This is a genomic window from Luteibacter sp. GL_149, assembly GCF_057834065.1.
Genome location: NZ_CM174395.1, coordinates 4,277,918 through 4,297,760, shown reverse-complemented (window position 1 = coordinate 4,297,760; position 19,843 = coordinate 4,277,918). Strand labels below are relative to the sequence as shown.

Here is a 19,843-nt window from a genome sequence, read left to right as displayed (position 1 = left end):
GCTGACCAACCCGCCCGTGGTGGAGCAGGGACATGAACGTTCTTGCGCATGCGTTGCTGGCCGGCCCCGATGCGGGGCTGCGCATCGGCGGACTGCTGGGCGATTTCGTCCATGGCACCCCCGATCCGTCGCTGCCAGAGGGGATTCGTCGGGGCATTCGCCTGCATCGTGCCATCGACAGTTTTACCGACCGCCACGATGAAGTGCGCGCCGCACGCGAACACATCCCGCCACCGTTTCGTCGCTACGCGGGCATCCTGCTCGATATGTGGTTCGACCATTGCCTGGCGCGCGATTTTGCCCGCTGGTCGGACCTGTCGCTGGAAACATTTTCGACGACGTTCCGCGAGGATCTGCATCAGGCCACGCCGATATTGCCAGCGTCGCTACTGCGTTTCCTGGGGTATATGGATCGCAACGACCTGCCTGCGGCGTACGTGCGGGCGCCTGTGATCGAGCGGGCGTTGCAAGGATTGTCGAGCCGGCTGACGCGCGAGAATCCGATCGGGGAGTCGCTGCCGTTGTTACAGGCCAATGACGAAGTGCTGCGGGGGCATTTCGGGAGGTTCTTTCCGGAGCTGCAGTCGTTTTCAGGGGCGTGGATCGAGCAGCACGCCACGGATCCCACGTAGCCCCTCACCGTCATTCCGGCGCACGTGCGCCGGAATGACGGTGAGGGGGTAGGCGGCTTGAGGGGCGCTGGCTGGGTGTGAGGGTCAGGTCAGCCCCAAAAAAACGCCGCCCCAAGAGGCGGCGTTTCATAACAGCGAAGCGGCCAACGCTTACTTCGACTGATCGATCATCCACTTGACCGTATTGCCGACCTGCTCGTCGGTCAGTGACGGGTTGCCGCCCTTGGCCGGCATATGGTTGCCGTCCGGGCCGGTGTAGCCCTCGATGGCGTGCTTGACCAGGGTGGCGGTGCCTTCCGCGATGCGCGTGGCCCATGCGCCCTTCTCGCCGACCTTCGGTGCGCCGGCGACGCCCGCCGTATGGCAGCTGTGGCACAGGTTGTCGTAGATCGTCTTGCCATCGGTGCTGCCGCCGTAGGCGACCTGCGAGGCCGCGGCCTTCGCGGCGGCTTCCTGGGCGGCGGCCATGGCGGCGCGGCCCGTGTCGCCCGCGTAGACGCCGCCAACCGGCGCGATGCGCGTGGTGGTCAGCTTCGTCTGGCTGGGGTCCTGCTCTTTCGGGATGCTGGAGTAGATCGAATAGGCCAGAACCATCAGGAGGACGGCCAGGACACTGAGACCCGCCGTGAGCCAGGAGAACTGGCGCATGAAGTTCTGGTCGGATTTGCTCGGGGAACCGCTCACGCTGTACTCCAGTCAGTTGGGTATGCCCTCTCGCCACGGAGGGCTTGAGGCTTGCCGATAACCACGCGAAAGCCCCTGGCCCCCACGCGCAGCGTCCAGAGGACGCAACAGGGCGCGAATTATAGCGGAACCCCGAACGACTTTGCCTCTCTAAGGTGTGGTCCTTTGGCGGCGACGGGGAACGGCATGGGGGAAGACATGCCGTCAGTCATGGGCTACCCCTGTCAACCGGCATTGTTCAATCCCGTTCGGGTACACCTAGTATTAGCGCCGTGGATCGACCGATCCATTGTCTTCATTTAGAGGGTATAAGCCCTCGTGCGCATGGCGCGGAGGTCGGGGCAGGTGCCTCACCTCAATTATCCGGAGAGTGTTTCATGTCGCGTTTTTGGAAAATCGCGCTGGCCGTTATCGTCGTCCTGGTCGTTGCGGCCATCTTCGTGGTGCCCCGTTTCCGGCACAACGCGACGGCCAACGGTACGGCACAGGCCCAGGGCAAGGGCCAGCAGGACAAGGATGGCAAGGATCAGGCACCCGTCCCCGTGACGGTGGTGCCGGTTGTCAGCCAGGACGTGCCGGTCTACCTGACCGCGCTCGGCACCGTGCAGGCACTGAACACCGTTACGGTGCGCTCGCAGGTCGGCGGCCAGCTGATGAAGCTGAACTTCAAGGAAGGCCAGGAAGTGAAGCAGGGCTCCGTGATCGCCGAAATCGATCCGCGGACCATTCAGTCCCAGTACGACCAGGCCACGGCGAAGCTGCGCCAGGATCAGGCGGCGTCCGCGACGGCGAAGAACAATCTCGACCGCTCGGTGAACCTCGTCAGCAAGGGTGGTCAGCAGTATGTGTCCAAGCAGGACCTGGACAACCTGAAGAACACCCTCAACCAGGCCGAAGCCACGGTCGCCGCCGATACCGCCGCGATCCGCGCTTCGCAGGTGCAACTGGGCTTCACCAAGGTCATTGCGCCGATCGACGGTCTGGCCGGCATCCGCTCGGTGGACGTGGGCAATATCGTCGCGACCACGGACGCCATCGTGACGCTGACCCAGTTGCATCCGGTCTACGTCATGTTCTACCTGCCCGAGAAGAATCTTGACCTGGTGCGTTCCTCGGTCGGCGAAACGGGTGCTGCTTCGACGCCGCTCGAAGTCATGGCGCTCGATCGCATCGACAGTCATGTGGTGTCCACGGGCGAGCTCGATGTCATCGACAACACCATCGACACCAGCACGGGCACGTTCCGTCTGCGCTCCGTATTCCAGAATCCGAAGACCGAACTCTGGCCCGGTCAGTTCGTCAACGTGCAGCTGAAGGTGCGCACGGTGAAGAACGGTCTGGTCATTCCGGCCCAGGCGGTGCAGCGCGGTCCGGACGGGGATTATGTCTACCTCGTGCAGGGCGACAACACGGTCAAGATGCAGGCGGTGGATGTGGCCAGCGAAGTCGGCGACAGCCATGTGCTGATCGGCAAGGGCCTGAAGCTGGACGAAAAAGTCGTTACGGAAGGTCAGTTCCGTCTGAAGCCGGGCAGCAAGATCCAGCCGCTGGCGCCCGGTCAGGTACCGGCCGCTCCGACCGCGGATGAACTGAACAAGGCCAAGCAAGGCCAGGCCAAGCAAAGCGGCGGTCGCCGCGGCTGATCCAACGACGGGCCGGCTCCCTCCGGAGCCGGCCCATGCAGGCCGACAGTTCCACAACCAGGATCGTCACGTGGGTTTTTCGACACTCTTCATTCGCCGTCCGATCGCAACATCGCTGCTCATGGTGGCGGTGCTGCTGCTCGGTATCCTCGGCTATCGTCAGCTGCCCGTTTCGGCGCTGCCGGAAATCGACGCGCCCAGTCTCGTCGTCAGCACTCAATATCCGGGTGCCAGCGCCACGACGATGGCGGCGCTGGTCACCACGCCGCTGGAACGCAACTTCGGCCAGATCTCCGGTCTGACGATGATGAGCTCGGACTCGTCGGCGGGACTGTCGACGATCGTGTTGCAGTTCGCGATGGACCGCGACATCGATATCGCCGCGCAGGACGTGCAGGCGGCCATCAACCAGGCACGCGGCACGCTGCCCAACAACCTGCCTTATCCGCCCGTCTATAACCGGGTCAATCCGGCCGATGCGCCGATCATGACGTTGATGCTCACGTCGGACAGCCTTCCGCTGCGCGACGTGAACAACTACGCCGATTCGATCCTGGCGCAGAAGCTCGCACAGGTGCAGGGCGTGGGTCTGGTGTCCATCGCCGGCAACGTGCGTCCGGCCGTGCGCATCCAGGTCAACCCGGCGCAGCTGGCCAACCTTGGGCTGACGCTGGAAGACGTGCGCAGCTCGCTCACTCAGGCCAACGTCAACGCGCCGAAGGGCACGCTCAACGGCAAGACGCAGTCCTACAGCATCGGTACAAACGATCAGCTGGCCACGGCTGCCGAATACAAAGACACCATCATCAGCTACAAGAACAACGCGCCGGTACGTCTGTCGGACGTGGCGAACGTGGTGGACGGTGTCGAAAACGATCAGCTGGCCGCATGGGCCAACGGCAAGCCGGCCGTGCTGCTGGATATCCGTCGTCAGCCGGGTGCGAACATCGTGCAGACGGTGGAGCACATCCGCCAGACGATTCCGGATCTGCAGAAAGTCCTGCCCGCCGACGTTCACCTGAAAGTATTCGCGGACCGCACCATCACCATCCGCGCGTCGGTCGAGGACGTGCAGTTCACGCTTATCCTTACCGTCTGCCTCGTCGTCGCGGTCATCTTCGTCTTCCTGCGCCGCCTGTGGGCTACGGTCATTCCGTCGGTCGCGGTGCCGCTGTCGCTGATGGGTACGTTCGGCGTGATGTCGTTCGCGGGCATGTCGCTCGACAATCTTTCGCTGATGGCGCTGGCCGTTGCGACAGGTTTCGTCGTCGACGACGCCATCGTGATGATCGAGAACATCGTCCGGTATATCGAGCAGGGGCACGACGGCAAGACCGCTGCCGAGATCGGCGCGAAGGAAATCGGTTTCACGGTCGTGTCGTTGACCGTCTCGCTGATCGCGGTGTTCCTGCCGCTGCTGCTGATGCCGGGCGTCACGGGGCGTTTGTTCCACGAGTTCGCCTGGGTGCTGACCATCGCTGTCGCGATCTCGATGCTGGTATCGCTGACGCTCACGCCGATGATGTGCGCCTATCTGCTGAAGGCCGACGAACTGCCGGACGCGGAAGACGCGCACGAACACGCGAGCGCGGCAGGCAAGCACACCACGTGGTCGCGCATCGTCGAAGGGTACGGCCGCAGCCTCGACTGGGTGCTGGACCATCGCCAGCTGACGATGACCGTGGCGGCGTTCTCCGTCGCGCTGACCGTCGTGCTGTACATCATCATCCCGAAGGGTCTGCTGCCCGAACAGGACACCGGTCTTATCACTGCCGTGGTGCAGGCCGACCAGAACGTCGCGTTCCCGCAGATGGAAGTGCGCACGAAGGCCGTGGCCGATGCGTTGCAGAAGGACCCGGCCGTGGCTGGCGTCGCCGCATTCATTGGCGCCGGTTCGGTCAATCCCACGCTCAATCAGGGGCAGCTGTCGCTGGTGCTGAAGGATCGCGGCGACCGCGACGGTCTGGACGTCGTGCTGCCGCGCCTGCAGCAGGCGGCGGCCGGTATTCCGGGCGTCGCCCTTTATCTGAAGCCCGTGCAGGACGTAACGCTGGACAGCCAGGTATCCGCGACGGAATACCAGTACTCGCTTTCCGACGTGAACTCGACGGAAGTCGCCGGTTTCGCGAACCAGATGACCCAGGCGTTGCGCAAGCGCCCCGAGCTCGCGGACGTGGACAACAACCTGGCCGATCAGGGTCAGGCGTTGAAGCTGACGATCGATCGCGACAGCGCGAGTCGTCTCGGCGTGCCGGTGCAGACGATCGACGACACGCTGTACGACGCGTTCGGCCAGCGCCAGATATCGACGATCTTCACGCAGCTCAACCAGTACCGCGTGGTGCTGGAGGTATCGCCGGAGTTCCGTACCAGTTCCGACCTGCTCAACAAACTCACCGTGCGCGGCAACGGCAACGGCGCGCTGACCGGCAGCAATGCGACCAGCTTCGGCCAGCTCGCATCCAGCAATTCGGCCACGCCCGCGGGTATCGGCAGTACGGGTAACGTCGGCTTCCAGGTCGGCGGTGGCGGCACGATTCCCATCGCGGCACTGGCCAGTGCGAAAGTGACGAGTGCCCCTCTGGTTGTCACGCATCTGCAGCAGCTTCCCGCGGTCACGATTTCGTTCAACCTTGCTCCGGGTTACTCGCTGTCGGCTGCCGTGGACGCTATCCATGAAGTGGAAGGCCAGCTCAACTTCCCGCCGCAGGTACGTGGACAGTTCATCGGCAAGGCCGCCGAGTTCTCGTCGTCGGTCGGCGACGAAGTGCTGCTGCTTCTCGCTGCCGTCGTCGTGATCTACATCGTTCTGGGTGTGTTGTACGAGAGCTACATCCATCCGATCACGATCATCTCGACGTTGCCGCCCGCGGGCGTCGGCGCGCTGCTCGCACTTCTGCTGTGCGGCATGAGCCTGTCGGTGGACGGCATCGTCGGTATCGTGTTGCTGATCGGTATCGTGAAAAAGAACGCGATCATGATGATCGACTTCGCGATCGAGGCGAAGCGCACCGGCATGAATGCGCATGACGCCATCCGCCGCGCATGTCTGCTGCGCTTCCGTCCGATCATGATGACCACCGCCGCCGCGCTGCTCGGCGCGTTGCCGCTGGCGCTGGGTACCGGTATCGGTTCGGAGTTGCGCAAGCCGCTCGGCGTATCGATCGTCGGTGGCCTGCTGCTATCGCAGCTGGTCACCCTGTACACGACGCCGGTCATCTATCTCTATATGGAACGTTTCTCCGACTGGTTGCAATTGCGTAAGGAGCGCAGGGCTCTGGCCAACGCGCAGGCCGGGATCGCCACCTGATGGCGTTACCGGGCAGGAGCTCGCGATTCACCCTTATTCGCCGGACGGTTCGCCGTCCGGCGAAACCTTTTTGCGGGACAGGCGTTATTGTTGCCATGACGTACCCGCTCCGCCTCACGATGAATCGATTCCCTGCCGCATGAATATCTCCGGCCCGTTCATACGCCGCCCCATCGGCACGTCGCTGCTCGCTATCGGCATCTTCGTCGTTGGCATGATCTGCTACTTCCTGCTCGGCGTTGCCGCGCTGCCGAACATCCAGTTTCCCGCCATCTTCGTGCAGGCCCAGCAGTCGGGTGCCGACGCGAGCACGATGGCGTCGACGGTCGCGGCGCCGCTCGAACGGCATCTGGGTCAGGTGCCCGGCATCGACCAGATGCGTTCGAGCAGTTCGGAAGGGAGTACCTTCGTCCTGCTGTTCTTCCAGAGCGGCACCAATCTCGATGCCGCCGCGCGCGACGTGCAGTCGGCGATCAACGGCGCACAGGCGGACCTGCCCGCCGGACTGCTCAACGCGCCGAGTTATCAGAAGGCCAATCCGAACGACGATCCGGTGATCGTGCTGGCGCTTACGTCAGACACGCTGGCGCCGACCGATCTGTACAACCTCGCCGACTCGATCCTTGCGCAGCGCCTGCGTCAACAGGTCGGCGTGGCGTCGGTGGATATCGCAGGCAGCGCCACGCCCGCGATCCGCGTCGACGTGAATCTGCGCGCGTTGAACGCGATGGGTCTTTCGCCCGATCAGTTGCGCAATGCGCTTACGGCCGCGAACGTTACATCGCCGCAGGGTTTTCTATCCGACGGCAAGACGACGATGGCGGTCACGGCGACCGACTCGCTGTACACGGCGGAACAATTCGGCAAGCTCATCATCGCGAACAAGAACAACGTTCCGATTCGCCTGTCCGATGTCGCGAAGGTCTACGACGGCCAGCAGGATGCCTATCAGGCGGCCTGGTTCAACGGTCACCCCGCGATCCTGATGTACGTCTACAAGAAATCCGATGCCAACGTCATCGCCACGGTCGACAACATCAAGGCGCAGGTGCCGTTGATGCAGACCTGGTTGCCTGCCGGGGCGAAGCTGTCGCCGTTCTTCGACGGCACGCCGACGATTCGTGCCTCGCTGGGCGAAGTCCAGATCACGCTGATGATCAGCCTGGCCATGGTGATCATGACGATGGCGCTGTTCCTGCGGCGACTTGCGCCGACGGTGATCGCCGGTCTCGCCGTGCCGCTGTCGCTGGCGGGCGCGTTCGTCGTCATGTACATCTTCGGATATACGCTCAACAACCTGACGCTGCTGGCGCTGGTCATCGCGATCGGCTTCGTCGTCGACGACGCCATCGTCGTTATCGAAAACGTCATCCGGCACATGGATGAAGGCATTCCCCGGTTCGAAGCCGCATTGCTCGGTGCGCGCGAGATCGGTTTCACCATCGTCTCGATCACCGCATCGCTGATCGCCGTGTTCATTCCGCTGCTTTTCGCAGGCGGCATCACCGGGATGTTCTTCAAGGAATTCACGGTGACGCTGTGCGCGGCGATCGGCGTGTCGGCGCTGGTATCGCTGACGCTCACGCCGTCGCTTTGCGGACACTTCCTGACCGCGCACAGCACGAAGCCGCCGTCGCGCTTCGGCAAGAAGCTCGAAATATTCCACGAGCGGATGCTCGGCGCCTATCGTCGCGCGCTGGACTGGACGCTGCGCCACGCATTGCTGATGGCACTGACGCCGCTGTTCCTGATTGGCGTGACCTTCGTGCTCGCGGGCATGGTCAAGGCCGGCTTCTTTCCGCCGCAGGACACCGGTCTGATCGCCGCTCGCGCCACGAGCAGTTCGACGGTGTCGTTCGGCGAGATGAAAATCCGCCAGGCGCGCATCACCGACATGCTTCTGAACGATCCCGCGGTGAAAGCGGTGGGCTCGCGTCTGGGCACGAGCCGTGTCGGTTCCAGCGGCAACTTCAATATCGAACTGAAGACGCGCGCCGAAGGGCGCGAGGAGACGACGTTCGACACGCTGGCCCGCCTGAGTGCGAAAGCCAACAATTTCCCCGATCTCAACCTGCGCCTGCGTCCGTTGCAGGACCTTCCCACCGGCGGCGGTGGCGGTAGCAGTCAGGGTGCGCAGTATTCCGTATCGCTGAAAGGCAACGATATCGTCGAGCTGCAGACGTGGCTGCCGAAGCTGGTCGACGAACTGAAAAAGAATCCGATGCTCAAGGACGTCGGCAGCGATATCGATGCACAGGGCCTGCGGCAGAACCTCATCATCAATCGCGACGACGCGGCCCGGCTCGGCGTGTCGATCGGCGATATCGACGGGGCGCTCTACAACGCTTTCGGGCAGCGCGCGGTATCGACGATTTACTCGGACATCAACCAGTACCGCGTCATCGTAAACTCGTTGCCCAGCCTGGCCGCGACGCCCGAGGCGCTGAACCGCCTGTACGTCAAGTCCAGCTCGGGAGCGATGGTGCCGATCACGGCAGTGACCCAGCAGAAGCCAGGTCTTGCGCCAAGTCAGATCGTGCACGAAGACCAGTACACGAGCATGGGCGTCAGCTTCAATCTCGCGCCGGACGTGAGCATGGGCGAGGCGATGCAGATCATCCAGAAGACGATCAACAACATGCGCATGCCTGGCGATATCCGCCTCGATGTGGGCAGCGACTTCCGGCGTTTCCAGCAGAATCAGAGCGACATGCCGCTGCTGATTCTCGCGGCGATCGTCACGGTCTATCTACTGCTGGGCATGCTTTACGAGAGCCTGATCCATCCGGTGACCATTCTGTCGACGCTTCCTGCCGCCGGTGTCGGCGCGCTGGCCGCGCTGGTCATTACCAATACGGAGCTTTCGATCGTCGCGATGATCGCGCTCGTGTTGCTGATCGGTATCGTGAAGAAGAACGCGATCATGATGATCGACTTCGCGCTCGTGGCCGAACGGGAGCACGGCAAGAACGCCGTCGAGGCGATCCGCGAGGCATGCCTGGTGCGCTTCCGTCCGATCATGATGACGACGATGGTCGCCATCCTGGCGGCATTGCCGCTGGCTATCGGCCTGGGCGAAGGCTCCGAGCTGCGCCGGCCGCTGGGTATCGCGATGATCGGCGGCCTGCTGATTTCGCAGAGCCTGACCCTGCTCAGCACGCCGGCCCTGTACGTGATCTTCGCCTGCCTCAGCGAGCGCTGGAAGCGCCGCAAGGCGGCCCGGCTGGAACGCCGGCAGGCAAAACGGGCGCTGGCGCGGCAGAGCTAAGCCAGCACCGTACGCAGGCGCATCGTCCGGTCACGGCTCGTGCGCCGGAGCGCGCTACATGGGCCGGGGAGGCGCGGCTTTCCCCCGTAGACCGAAAGCGAGACAATGAGCGGCTTGTGCGTGCCCGTCGGGACGCGGCGGCTGTCCGCGCCTTGCGACTGACGAGTTCGCCCCAAAGATTGCCGTAACTCGAAAGGTCACCAAAGACATGTCCAGTACGCCGAAGATCATCTACACCCTTACCGACGAAGCCCCGTTCCTTGCCACGCAGTCGTTGCTGCCTATCGTCGAGGCCTTTACGGCCACCGCATCCATCGCGGTCGAGACGCGCGACATCTCGCTCGCGGGCCGCATCATCGCGCAGTTCCCGGATCGCCTGAACGCCGATCAGAAGATCGCCGACGATCTCGCCGAGCTGGGCGAACTAGCCACCACGCCCGAAGCCAACATCATCAAGCTGCCGAACATCAGCGCTTCGGTGCCGCAGCTGAAAGCCGCGATCAAGGAGCTCCAGCAGAAGGGTTATGCCTTGCCGGAGTATCCGGACGATCCGCGCACCGACGCCGAGAAAGACGCGAAAACACGCTACGACCGCGTCAAGGGCAGCGCCGTGAACCCCGTGCTGCGCGAAGGCAATTCCGACCGCCGCGCGCCGGCTTCGGTGAAAAGCTACGCACGCAAGCATCCTCATCGTATGGGTGCCTGGTCCGCCGATTCGAAGTCGCACGTTGCCCATATGGAAGGCGGCGATTTCTACGGCAGCGAGAAGTCCGCGCTGATCGCCAACGACGGTACGGTAAAGATCGAATGGTTCGGCAAGGACGGCACGAGCAAGGTCCTGAAAGAAAAGACGTCGGTCTCGGCAGGCGAACTGATCGATGCGTCGGTCATGAGCAAGAAGGCGCTCTCGACGTTCATCGGCGCGCAGATCGACGATGCGAAGCGTGCGAACGTACTGTTCTCGCTGCACCTCAAGGCGACGATGATGAAGGTCTCCGACCCCATCATGTTCGGCGTGGTCGTCAACGAGTTCTACAAGGACGCACTGGCGAAGCACGCCGATGTACTGAAGCAGATCGGCTTCGATGCGAATAACGGTATCGGCGACCTGTACTCGCGCATCAAGGCGCTGCCCGCCGACCAGAAGGCCGCGATCGAAGCGGACCTCGCCGCCGAATACGCGAAGCGTCCGGCACTGGCGATGGTCAATTCGGACAAGGGCATTACCAACCTGCATGTACCCAGCGACGTAATCGTCGACGCGTCCATGCCGGCGATGATCCGCGACTCGGGCAAGATGTGGGACGCTCAGGGCAAGTTGCAGGACGCCAAGGCGATCATCCCCGACCGCAGCTATGCCGGCGTGTACCAGGTGGTCATCGAAGACTGCAAGGCGCATGGCGCGTTCGATCCCGCCACGATGGGCAGCGTGCCCAATGTCGGCCTGATGGCGCAGAAAGCCGAGGAATACGGCTCCCACGACAAGACGTTCCAGATCGCCGCCGACGGCACCGTGCGCGTTACCGATGCCAGCGGCAACCTGCTGCTCGAACACGCCGTGGAAGCGGGCGACATCTGGCGTATGTGCGAAACCAAAGACGCGCCGATCCAGGACTGGGTGAAGCTCGCCGTATCCCGTGCGCGCCTCAGCCATACGCCAGCGGTGTTCTGGCTCGATCCGCAGCGCGCGCACGACACGCAGGTCATCGCAAAGGTCCAGCGTTACCTCAAGGATCACGATACGTCCGGGCTGGACATTCGGGTTCTTTCGCCGGTCGAAGCCACGCGTTTTTCGCTCGATCGCATCCGCAAGGGTCAGGATACGATTTCGGTCACGGGTAACGTCCTGCGCGACTATCTCACCGACCTGTTCCCGATCATGGAGCTGGGCACCAGCGCGAAGATGCTTTCCATCGTGCCGCTGATGGCCGGTGGCGGCTTGTTCGAAACGGGCGCCGGCGGTTCCGCGCCGAAGCACGTCGAACAGTTCGTTGAAGAAAACTATCTGCGTTGGGATTCGCTCGGCGAGTTCCTCGCGTTGGCGGCATCGCTGGAACATCTGGGCAATCGCTACGACAACGCCGGTGCGGCGGTACTCGCGCGGACGCTGGATCAGGCCAACGGCAAGTTCCTCGACAACAACAAATCGCCCGCGCGTAAGGTCGGCGAACTCGACAACCGTGGCAGCCACTTCTATCTGGCGATGTACTGGGCGCAGGCCCTTGCGGCTCAGGACGACGATGCCGCGCTGAAGGCGAAGTTCGCGCCGCTGGCACGCACGCTGGAAGAGAACGAGGCGAAGATCGTCGCGGAACTCAGTGCCGTGCAAGGCAAGCCGGTCGAGATCGGCGGTTACTACCAGCCGAACCTCGCCCTGGTCAGCAAGGCGATGCGTCCGAGTGCGACTCTGAACGCCGCGCTCGCGACTATCGTCTCGTCGTTGTAATTCCGTAGATCCGTCGCATGCACCGTTCTGCCGGTGCGTGCGACGGGGCCATGGTCGCTGCTCGGTCTCGTCAGCGAAGCCCCCATCCTGGAGGCGTGTATGTCAGCGTCCACGTCGCCATCAGCTCGTGTACCCGCGTGGTGGGATGAAGTGTGTCCCAGAAGATGTAGCGCTGTGGATCGCAGCCTTCGCGCAATGCATGGCGCGTGACGTAATTCAATGCGCCCGGCGTATTGATATCGAGGCACGAATCGCTCACGTTGCCGAAGCCGAATTTGGCCGGTGTCGCGACCAGCTCGTCAAAGTGGCTTCGTGCATCGACAACGCGTACCTCGATGCCGTGCTGTGCAGCCAGTGCTTCGGCCACCTTACCGATTCCCGCGTTGTAATGGCCTACTTTGTCTGTCACGGTCTGCGCGTCGTCACGGCCCAACAGAAACACAGGTGCTTTTGAAAGGTCGGGCAGATTCACGATGAGTATCTTCGTTGCTCCTGCATGGACCAGTGTTTCGAGTGCCTGCTCCTGATCGCCCAGTGCTTGCTGGGCCGTGCTGTCGCCGCTGACGAAATCGTTGCCGCCGACGAGGAAGGTAAAAATTGTCCGTGAAGCGTCGTAATCCCGGGCATGTTTCATGTATCGGACATACGAATCGACCTGACTGCCGATGCCGTTGATGAGTCCGACGTAAACATCTTTCGACTCCGCGCCGCCAACGGCCCAGGTCACGAGAGGCAATCCTGTCTTCGCCGCCAGGTACTCGACCCAGACGGGTCCATTGGAGAATCGGCCGGCAGACCAGGATGCGCCAGGCAACTTCCATAGCGATGCATTGAACACGTTGCCGCTATCGCTCAGGCTGTCGCCGAACGCGACGATACGTTCGACGGGCTTTCCCGGTGCCGAATCGGTCGTCGACCATATCTGATAGTTGTAAGAGTCGACGTTATCCGCCGCCGATACCGTCACGAGTTCGCCGGGGATACCTTTTTCGGCTAGAGTCCGGATGCACGTGGCTCGCAGCCGTGCGTAACTCACATCGGTAAAGAACATCGCCTGGCCGGGAAGCCGGCTGATTCCTTGCCAGTGCCCAACGATTGCGCTGTCTTCGCCATCGGCGAACAGGAAGTCCGTTGCCACGGAAGCTAGGTCCATGTCCGCGCGGTAATGGCATCGGACATGGGTTGTGGATGCCTCTGACTTGATCGATGGATACGTTGCCAGGGTATTCGCTGACGCATGCGTGCCGATAAATGCCAGCACGATGCCCGCCAGCGCGGAAGCGTTTGCGATCCTCATCCTGATATTCCTTTCATGGAGTGTTGGCCCGGCAGGGGTTTACCGTGCTCCATTAAAGGAAAAGAAGCCTAGCCACATTAACAACATCAGGACGAGCATGTATACAACGCTGATGGTCTTGGTCAGCGGGGTCTTGGCAAGTGTGCAAGTGAGTGTGCCGAGGCACAGCAGAGAGGACCAAATCGTGAAAGACATGGCCATTCAGTCGCAAAAATAGGTGCCGGCGACGTGGCCAAGAGTCGCGCCGATGCCAAACCCCGCTGCGCCGCCGAAGCCGTAAGTGGTGCCTACACCGATAGCCGCGCCAAAGAGCGCCCCGCCAAGCACAAAACCGTCAACACACCGTTCGTAACGATGATCGATGCCGGGAGGCGCCAGCATCAAGCCGCCGGACACTTCGTTAATTTCATTCATTGTCAGTTCTACTCCTTAAGTACTTTCGGGCAGAAAGGCCCTGCCGATTCATGAGCAAGCAGGGATGACCAGATCATCCCCGGCGCTGGAAGATATCCATGCGATGCGGTGTCCGCAACGGAAAAGGAGTGCATTTCTCGCTTTTGTGTTTGTCGCAATGATTCCTCACGCACGTGCGGGGAAATCAACTACATGAGATGTCGACACCGGGCAGGATCGCAACCTTCGCCCGATACTGACAATGATCATGGCGTAATGATCGGGGTGCGAGAACGGCGACGAAGCGTGTGATTAACCTCGCCGCAATTCCTGCGCATGTTCAGAACCTATAGTTCACCCCAACATTAACGACACGTCCGCGTGGATCCGCCTGCGTGCTATCGAAGTAGGTGTACGACGGGTCCCACGGCGGTCGACGATTTTGCAGATTCTGCACCGCCAGCATCAGGGTGGTGCGTTCGATGCCGGTATAGGCGATCGAAAGATCCGCGGTGCTCCAGTTCTTTACGCGGGCGGGATACGCATCGGTCAGCCGATTTTCCGGGTTCTGCTTGTATCCGCCGGTGTAGTACCAGGTCAGTGTGCTGTTGAAGTCGCCGATCGACCAGCCGATCCCTGTGCTTCCGCGCCAGTAGGGCAGCGATCCGAAGATATTCGTCCCCGCACCGTTGACCGACGGTTGACCCGCCACGCGTGGCTGCCTGTAATCGAGCAGTCGCGACCAGTTGCCGCGCAGAGTGAAATCTCCCCAGCGATCGGCATGCAATACATGGCTGAAGTCGATATCGACACCGTCCGTGGTGAGACTGCTCTGGTTCTGATACTGGTTGTAGATGGTGACGATGCGTCCCTGCTCACGCACGACACGTCCGGGGTAAAGCTCCGGATGATTGACGATGTAGGTTGTGTCGTCCGGGCCGATGATGCCGTTCTGGACGATATGGTAATAATCCAGCCCGATACTCGTGTCGACGGTTGGCGACACAACGATGCCGACGTTGTAGTTCTTCGAACGTTCCGGTTTCAGTTTTGGATTGGCTGCGTTGACGCCGGTATAGCTGCGGCGCTGTCCTGGCGTGATCGGGTCATACGGATCGACCACGGAGCCGTAGCTGACCGCCGTGCTGTTGGTGATCTCCGGCAAGGATGGGGCGCGGAAGCCGCGCGAGAACGAGCCGCGCAGCAAGAGCCAGTCCAGCGGCTGCCAGCGTAACGAGAACTTCGGTGCAAAGGCGTTGCCGAAGTCGCTGTAGTGATCGAGGCGCCCCGCGACATTCGCTTCCAGCGTGGTCAGCAACGGTACGTTGAACTCGGCGTATCCGGCCGAAACGTTACGCGCGCCGTGAATGATATCGATCGCGGGTCGTAGCTCGGTGCCCGACAGCACGGCGTCGGAGGTATTCGAATCGATCGACTCGCGGCGAAATTCCGCGCCAGCGGCGAATCCCACGGTCCCTGCGGGCAGGTCGAACAGTGGCCGGCTCGCCGTGGCATTGGCCGCGCTGATCTTGCTTACCGCCGGGCGTAGCGTCGCCAGTCTCAATGCATCGACCGCCGACGCGTTGTTGGTATTGCTGGTGAAGTCGTAGCCGCCGCTGGCAAGCAGGGACTGGAACGCATACCGGTTGCCGAAGTTGGTCACCGTTTCGGTGAGCCTGCTCTCCGAATGCAGGGCCGAGATATCCCAGTCCCAACCGGCGTTTCGTCCGCGCAGTCCGAACAGTATGCGATTGAATATCTGCCGGTCCCGCTTGTTGCGCTGTCCGACATCCCACAGATTGGTATTGACCGGTGTCGGTACGCCATACGGATTGGCAGGATTGCCTGCCGGAAGCGTCGTGTCGATATTGGTCAGTGTCTGGTTGACGTTATTCCATGCACGCAATCCGCTGCCGATCGATAGCGGCGGCGAGAAGGTGAAGCTTGCGCGGGTGCGGCTATATATCCACTCGCCATAGGCCTGCAGGTCGTCGCCGAGTTTCAGCGTGCCGCGCAGTACGCTGTGATAGCGCTCTACCTTAGGCATCAGCGTCGTGTATTGCGCGGGGTTGTACGCCCATACCTGGCCGGACTTGCCTGGCGTGATCGCGCCGTAGTCGACTTTGCTCACCGGCCCGACAGCGTTGGCGAAACCTTGTGTCGCGTCATTGTTGTAGTAATTGGTCGGCGTCCAGTTGAGGCGGCCGCCGGGTTTGTCGCGGAAATCGTTGTCGCGCATCCAGCCCACATCGTCCTGATCCAGGCGGTCGCGTTCCTGGCCATCGACGGCGAAGAAAACGTTGTAGCCATCCTTCGCGAGATCGCCCGTTCCGCCGAGAAGATGGAAGCCGCGTTCGCGCTGACCCGTTCCTTCGGTACTGCTACCAACGTTTCCGCCGGCCTCGAAACCCTGGTAGTTCTGCTTCAGGATGATATTCACCACGCCGGCGATGGCATCGGAGCCGTAGACGGCGGATGCGCCGTCTTTCAGCACTTCGATGCGCTCGACCGCCGACAACGGCAGCGCATTGAGGTCGACGAAGGTGTCCTGCAGCTCGTTCGCGGTCGCGAAGTTCGATACACGCTTGCCGTCGACCAGTACCAGTGTGTTCTTGGAGCCCAGTCCGCGCAGCGATACGCTGGCCGTGCCTGCGGAGAAGCTGCCTGTGTACTGTTCGTTGAAGCTGTTGCCGTTGTTGGCGGAAATGGTGCGCAGGAAGTCAGGCAGGTTGGTCTTGCCACTGTGTTCGATCTGCGCAGCGGTAAGTACTTCGACGGGACTGGCACCTTCGGCGTCGGTGGTTTTGATATTCGAGCCTGTCACAGTCACGGCTTGCAGCTGCGCTGCCTGATCCGGCGATGTCTGCGCATGCACGGAAGCGGCCAGCAGACTCCCGATGGCCATGGGTAATAGAGCGATCTTGTTCATGTGCTATCTCACGAGGGGGAAGAGATGCACCCGGTCGCGCCGCGTCGCCTGGGCGACACGATGCAGTAGCCCGCACGCCGACCATCGGGCGTCCAGACGGACGTCCAAAGTCAGCCGCGCGCGGCCACCCGGGTTGGGTAGTGGGGGAGGTTTTCTAGTAACGAAGGACGGTGTGGGGAACCGTCAGACGCACGTGCGCTGGGTCAGCGACAACAGCGGCAACACGACGCCAGGGGGCGAGTCGCGTTGAAGAAAAGCTTGCTGTTGATCGGGCTTGTCACGGTAAATCCCCAGGACGTTACGACCCATGCCGGATAATTTGGCAGCATGGAAGGCCAATTGAGACATTCATGAAAGGGATTGTCAACGACTTTATCGTCAGAACTTACGGGATGGAATGTGCCTGAGCATCGCTTGAAGGCCTGTATTCTCTTGCGGCGAAGCTCAGAATTCCTTCCACAACGGACCGGATGACGGTACGGAAGGCAGTCGTTTTTCATGCGAGGCCGGTGCCGGAGGAGGCGCGGTCGCTGTCGCGACGGAAGGAACTGGTAGCGCGTCGTCGAAGCGAAAGAACGTGATCCGTTCCAGAAGCGCCTGCGACAGCTCGAATGCCCTGCGACTGGCCGCGCTGGCTTCCTCCACGAGTGCGGCGTTCTGTTGCGTGACTTCGTCGAGCGCACTGACGGCGTGGTTGACCTCGCCGATACCGGCAGCCTGCTGCTGCGATGCGGCGGCGATTTCCTCGACGATGGCGTTGACGGTGCGGGCGCCCACGGCGATTTCGTTCAGCGCCTGACCGGTACGTTCGACGAGCTCCGCACCTTCGCGTACTTTCAGACTGCTGCTCTGGATCAGAGTACGAATCTCCCGAGCGGCGGCGCTGCTACGTTGCGAAAGCATGCGAACTTCGGAGGCGACGACCGCAAAACCGCGGCCCTGCTCGCCGGCGCGTGCAGCTTCAACCGCTGCATTCAGGGCGAGAAGGTTGGTCTGGAATGCGATCTCGTCGATCAGTACCACGATCTCGCCGATCTGCGCACTCGACGCCGTGATTTCATGCATCGCAGCGACGGCATCGTTCGAAATGCCCGATCCCTGTTCGGCGTTCTGGCGAACCTGTGCCGCCATGCGCCGCGCGTGGTCCGCGCCATCGGCGTTCTGCTTTACCGAGGCGGCCATTTGTTCCATGGAGGCCGCGGTTTGCTCGAGAGAGCTGGCCTGTTCTTGCGTGCGCTGCGACAGATCGTCGTTGCCGCGCGAGATATCGCGCGCCGCGCCGCTTACGTCTTCGGACGATGTGCGAATGGAGCCGACGATCTCCGATAGTCGCAGGTCCATGCTGCCAAGCGCGTCCAGCATGTCGCCGAACTCGTCTCGCGAACGGGTCGCCCAGTTGTTGCCCAGCTTGCCGTGGCTGATCGCCTGAACCAGTGAGCGAGCACGTACCAGTGGCCGCATGACCGATCGCGACAACAGCATGCCGAGCAGCACCACGAAGACCATGCCTATGGCGGCCACCACGACCGTCAGCACGAATGTGAAGCGATACGCGTTACCCGCGCTGGCAAAGGCGTCCGCGGCTTCCCTGGTATTGCTCGCGGCAATGGCGTCGGCGAGATTGGATTCTTCGGTAAGCACCGGCGCCACCTCATCGAGGATGAGCTTTCGCGCTTCGGACGTATTTCCCGTTTCTATAAGCGATAGGGTTTTCCGAACGAGCGGTCGTGCTTTTTCCTTTATCGCGATGAAAGCCAGAGCCTGTGTTCGCTCATCGTCCGACGTGACCATGGATGGATAGTAGGACGCCCACGACGCGTCGAGTTGCGCGATGTTTTTCAGTATTTCGGCGCGGGTGGCGGCGCCGTCTCCCGTTGCCCGGAGCATTTCGCGGGTAAGCAGAGCGCGGTTCTCGACGATCATCGATCGCACGTCGCCGATGGCGGCGATCGGTCGAACGTTGCTGTTGTACATGCGGTCGAGCTGGTCGTTGCTGGCCCGTATGCCACGGATGCCCACCAGGCCCAGTACCAGTGCAACGAGTAACACCGCGCCCATCGAACCGCCGATTCTTGCTCTTACCGATATGCGCACCGTTTCTCTCCTCACGTAGCCGATGCATCCATATCGGCACGAGGCAGGGAGGCTGTTGTCGGTGACGGCCGTACGAGTGCGTCGGAGGTTTACTGTAGGAGCCCGCTTGCGGGCTCCTACAAAAAACGGCAGCCGGATTCAGGTCGCGCTGGCTTTTTCCAGTTTGCCGATTTCTTCGGGCGACAGCGTCAACCTCACCGCGCCAGCCAGCTCTCGTAACTGCTCGACGCTGGTCGCACTGGCGATCGGTGCGGCGATGCCGGGACGCGTCATCAGCCATGCCAGTGCGACCTGCACTGGCTTAGCGCGCTGCGCTGCGGCGACTTCGTCCAGCGCACCGAGCACACGCAGGCCACGGGCATCGAGATACGTCTTTGCTTTGCCGCCGCGCGCTTTGCTCTTGTCCAGATCGGCTTCGCTACGGTACTTGCCGGTCAGGAATCCGCTGGCCAGCGAGTAATAGCTGATAACGCCGACATCTTCCTTCACGACCAGCGGCTGCAGTTCGCCCTCGTACCCGGCGCGGTCCAGCAGGTTGTATTCCGGCTGCAGCGTTTCGTAGCGTGGCAGGCCATGGTCCTTGCTGAATTTCAGGGCGTCGGCCAGGCGGCTGGCGCTGTAATTGGACGCGCCGAGCACACGCACCTTGCCTTGCTTCACCAGATCGGCGAAAGCGTGCATGGTTTCCTCTAGCGGCACTTTCGGATCGTCCTCATGCGCCTGGTACAGGTCGATGCGGTCGGTCTGAAGGCGGCGCAGCGAGTCGTCCACGGCTTCGCGGATGTTGACAGGCGAGAGGCCCGGATAGCGGGCCCACTTGCCGACTTTCGTGGCTACGACCACCTGGTCGCGCTTGCCGGACTTCTTCAGCCATTTGCCGATAATCGCTTCCGACTCTCCGCCTTCGTTACCCGGAACCCAGGCTTCGTAGACGTCGGCGGTGTCGATCAGGTTGAAGCCTTCGTCCACGAAGGCGTCCAGCAGTTCGAAGGAGCGCTTTTCGTCGGCGCTCCATCCGAATACATTGCCTCCGAACGCCAGTGGCGCGACTTCCAGCGGCGACCGGCCTAGCCTGCGTTTATTCATGGGGGATATCCAGCGAGAATGGAAAACACCCATGATGCCGCCACGTCGGTCGACGTGGCGT

The 19,843-nt window shown here is 62.0% G+C and carries 11 protein-coding genes; 5 read left to right on the top strand and 6 right to left on the bottom strand.

The genetic code is table 11. The features are described from left to right. Positions 1–32: 32 nt before the first annotated feature. On the top strand, positions 33–632 hold the full coding sequence (locus AC3IR3_RS18880) for an acyl carrier protein phosphodiesterase (RefSeq protein WP_489194401.1): 600 nt from the start codon (positions 33–35) through the stop codon (positions 630–632). 150 nt (positions 633–782) lie between these two features. On the opposite strand, the gene AC3IR3_RS18875 is transcribed toward AC3IR3_RS18880, so the two are convergent. After that, a complete protein-coding gene (locus AC3IR3_RS18875; protein WP_489196971.1) occupies positions 783–1,280 on the bottom strand; it encodes a c-type cytochrome in 498 nt (165 codons plus the stop codon). 413 nt (positions 1,281–1,693) lie between these two features. On the opposite strand from AC3IR3_RS18875, the gene AC3IR3_RS18870 reads away from it, so the two are divergent. From AC3IR3_RS18870 to AC3IR3_RS18855, 4 genes are all read left to right on the top strand, one after another. Then, entirely contained in the window at positions 1,694–2,959 is a 1,266-nt protein-coding gene (locus AC3IR3_RS18870) for an efflux RND transporter periplasmic adaptor subunit (protein ID WP_489194400.1), read from the top strand. A 70-nt stretch (positions 2,960–3,029) separates the two neighbouring features. After that, entirely contained in the window at positions 3,030–6,269 is a 3,240-nt protein-coding gene (locus AC3IR3_RS18865; protein WP_489194398.1) for an efflux RND transporter permease subunit, read from the top strand. 139 nt (positions 6,270–6,408) lie between these two features. Continuing rightward, a complete protein-coding gene (locus AC3IR3_RS18860; RefSeq protein WP_489194396.1) occupies positions 6,409–9,537 on the top strand; it encodes an efflux RND transporter permease subunit in 3,129 nt (1,042 codons plus the stop codon). A gap of 208 nt (positions 9,538–9,745) precedes the next feature. Further along, complete coding sequence (locus AC3IR3_RS18855) at positions 9,746–11,983, top strand: NADP-dependent isocitrate dehydrogenase (protein ID WP_489194394.1); 2,238 nt, start codon at positions 9,746–9,748, stop codon at positions 11,981–11,983. Between the two features lie 70 nt (positions 11,984–12,053). Here the strand turns inward: AC3IR3_RS18855 and AC3IR3_RS18850 are convergent, their stop codons facing one another. The 5 genes from AC3IR3_RS18850 to AC3IR3_RS18830 form a co-directional block, all read right to left on the bottom strand. After that, entirely contained in the window at positions 12,054–13,280 is a 1,227-nt protein-coding gene (locus AC3IR3_RS18850; RefSeq protein WP_489194392.1) for an SGNH/GDSL hydrolase family protein, read from the bottom strand. Positions 13,281–13,481: 201 nt separating this feature from the next. Then, positions 13,482–13,694 (bottom strand): hypothetical protein, encoded by a 213-nt coding sequence (locus tag AC3IR3_RS18845; RefSeq protein ID WP_489194390.1) that lies wholly within the window; start codon positions 13,692–13,694, stop codon positions 13,482–13,484. Between the two features lie 319 nt (positions 13,695–14,013). Next, the gene (locus AC3IR3_RS18840) at positions 14,014–16,602 is read right to left on the bottom strand and encodes a TonB-dependent receptor plug domain-containing protein (protein WP_489194388.1); all 2,589 of its coding nucleotides are present in this window, start codon (positions 16,600–16,602) and stop codon (positions 14,014–14,016) included. A 444-nt stretch (positions 16,603–17,046) separates the two neighbouring features. After that, positions 17,047–18,696, bottom strand: coding sequence for a methyl-accepting chemotaxis protein (locus AC3IR3_RS18835; protein WP_489194387.1), 1,650 nt, complete (start codon positions 18,694–18,696; stop codon positions 17,047–17,049). A gap of 138 nt (positions 18,697–18,834) precedes the next feature. Further along, positions 18,835–19,782 (bottom strand): aldo/keto reductase, encoded by a 948-nt coding sequence (locus AC3IR3_RS18830; protein WP_489194385.1) that lies wholly within the window; start codon positions 19,780–19,782, stop codon positions 18,835–18,837. Between the last annotated feature and the right edge of the window lie 61 nt (positions 19,783–19,843).

Excerpts from the sequence above, each read along its gene's own strand:
- AC3IR3_RS18880 (WP_489194401.1), top strand. The coding sequence starts at position 33 with ATGAACGTTCTTGCGCATGCGTTGCTGGCCGGCCCCGATGCGGGGCTG.
- AC3IR3_RS18875 (WP_489196971.1), bottom strand. The coding sequence starts at position 1,280 with ATGCGCCAGTTCTCCTGGCTCACGGCGGGTCTCAGTGTCCTGGCCGTC.
- AC3IR3_RS18870 (WP_489194400.1), top strand. The coding sequence starts at position 1,694 with ATGTCGCGTTTTTGGAAAATCGCGCTGGCCGTTATCGTCGTCCTGGTC.
- AC3IR3_RS18860 (WP_489194396.1), top strand. The coding sequence starts at position 6,409 with ATGAATATCTCCGGCCCGTTCATACGCCGCCCCATCGGCACGTCGCTG.
- AC3IR3_RS18855 (WP_489194394.1), top strand. The coding sequence starts at position 9,746 with ATGTCCAGTACGCCGAAGATCATCTACACCCTTACCGACGAAGCCCCG.
- AC3IR3_RS18850 (WP_489194392.1), bottom strand. The coding sequence starts at position 13,280 with ATGAGGATCGCAAACGCTTCCGCGCTGGCGGGCATCGTGCTGGCATTT.
- AC3IR3_RS18845 (WP_489194390.1), bottom strand. The coding sequence starts at position 13,694 with ATGAATGAAATTAACGAAGTGTCCGGCGGCTTGATGCTGGCGCCTCCC.
- AC3IR3_RS18840 (WP_489194388.1), bottom strand. The coding sequence starts at position 16,602 with ATGAACAAGATCGCTCTATTACCCATGGCCATCGGGAGTCTGCTGGCC.
- AC3IR3_RS18830 (WP_489194385.1), bottom strand. The coding sequence starts at position 19,782 with ATGAATAAACGCAGGCTAGGCCGGTCGCCGCTGGAAGTCGCGCCACTG.